This is a genomic window from Cupriavidus sp. 05N40 (genome assembly GCF_056397305.1).
In genome coordinates, this window is sequence record NZ_JBFTND010000424.1 from 1 (window position 1) to 1631 (window position 1631).

2 protein-coding genes are annotated in these 1631 nt (G+C 60.5%); both read left to right on the forward strand.

The window, feature by feature from the left end:
- A partial coding sequence (locus tag AC1DO7_RS41165) for a CoA transferase (protein ID WP_477117564.1) occupies nucleotides 1-422 on the forward strand: 422 nt, incomplete at its 5' end.
- Between the two features lie 43 nt (nucleotides 423-465).
- Nucleotides 466-1440, forward strand: coding sequence for a thioredoxin-disulfide reductase (trxB, locus tag AC1DO7_RS41170; protein ID WP_441622088.1), 975 nt, complete (start codon nucleotides 466-468; stop codon nucleotides 1438-1440).
- The last annotated feature ends 191 nt before the right edge of the window (nucleotides 1441-1631 follow it).

Below are 1631 nucleotides of genomic sequence, written 5' to 3' on the forward strand. Positions count from 1 at the left end.
GTGAGGTACTTGGGCAGCCCCTGTGGACCCAGGACCCGCGCTTTGCTTCGAACAGTGCACGGATTGCCAATCGCGCGGTCCTGATACCCCTGATCCAAGCGGTCATCGACACTCGTGAGTCACAGCATTGGCTCGAGAGGCTGGAAGCTAGTGGGGTGCCGTGCGGGCCCATCAACACGCTCCAGGACGTCTTTGCTGACCCGCATGTCATTCATCGCGGGATGACGGTTGCCCTCGACAACGCAGATGGATCCCAGGTGTCGGTCGTTGCAAGTCCGATTCGCTTGTCTGCCACACCGGTCGAATATCGGAGTGCACCCCCAAATCTCGGTTCCAGCACCGCTGCAGTGCTCAAGGAGTTGCTGAAGATCGACGATGCGCAGATCCAGCGTCTCGCTCAGGAAAAAATCATCCGGATCTGATGCCAGATCCGACATCTGTTTCCGTACCTTGTGAAGAGTTGCCATGAGTACCAAAGAAGCGAATTCCCACGCCCGCGTTCTGATTCTCGGTTCGGGTCCGGCGGGCTATACCGCAGCGCTCTACGCTGCTAGGGCGAACCTGTCACCGGTGCTCGTCACCGGTGCCGCGCAAGGCGGCCAGCTCATGACGACGACTGACGTCGACAACTGGCCCGCGGATGTTGCCGGCGTAATGGGCCCCGATCTCATGGAGCGATTCCGTCTTCACGCGGAGCGTTTCGATGCAAAGACAATTTTCGACCACATTGAGGAGGTGGATCTGAGCAAGCGTCCCTTCACGCTGCGCGGAGAAGCCGGCACGACGACGTGTGATGCGCTGATCGTTGCCACAGGAGCGTCGGCCAAGTACCTCGGTCTCCCCTCAGAGGAAGTCTATCGTGGCCGCGGGGTAAGCGGTTGCGCAACCTGCGACGGTTTTTTCTACCGAAACCAGGATGTCTGTGTGGTCGGTGGCGGCAATACCGCGGTGGAGGAAGCGCTGTATCTGTCGAACATCGCCGCAACCGTGCATTTGATTCATCGTCGCGACAGCTTCAGGGCGGAGCCCATTCTCGTATCCCACCTGATGGAGAAGGTCGCGGCCGGCAAGATCCACCTTCATCTGTGGCACGAGCTCGCCGAAGTCACGGGGGACGAGTCGGGCGTGAGCGCGGTCCGACTGCGCGAAGTCAAGAGTGGCAGCGAGGTTCAACTGCTGGTGACTGGCTGCTTCATCGCTATCGGCCACAAGCCGAACACGGACATTTTCAAGGGCCAGCTCGAGATGCGCGAGGGCTACATCGTCACCCGCGCGGGCAGGGAAGGAATGTCCACCATGACGAGCATTCCGGGCGTGTTCGCCGCTGGCGACGTTCAGGACTCCATCTACCGCCAGGCCATTACGTCGGCGGGTAGCGGTTGCATGGCGGCCCTCGATGCGCAGCGTTTCCTCCAGGAGTACGTTCCAACAGCCGGGTAAGTGGTTGCTCAGCTGGGAGACATCCTCCCGCTTAATCGAAAAGACATACAGGAGACAAACATGAATAGGCGCCAGTTCTTGAAGGCGGGCGTAGCTACAGTCGGCTCTGCCCAGCTCGCCGCGCTGCCGGCCCTATCGTCGGCGGCCGCATATCCATCAGGACCGATTCGCGTAGTCATCCCGTTCCCGGC

Excerpts from the sequence above, each read along its gene's own strand:
- trxB (WP_441622088.1), top strand. The coding sequence starts at position 466 with ATGAGTACCAAAGAAGCGAATTCCCACGCCCGCGTTCTGATTCTCGGT.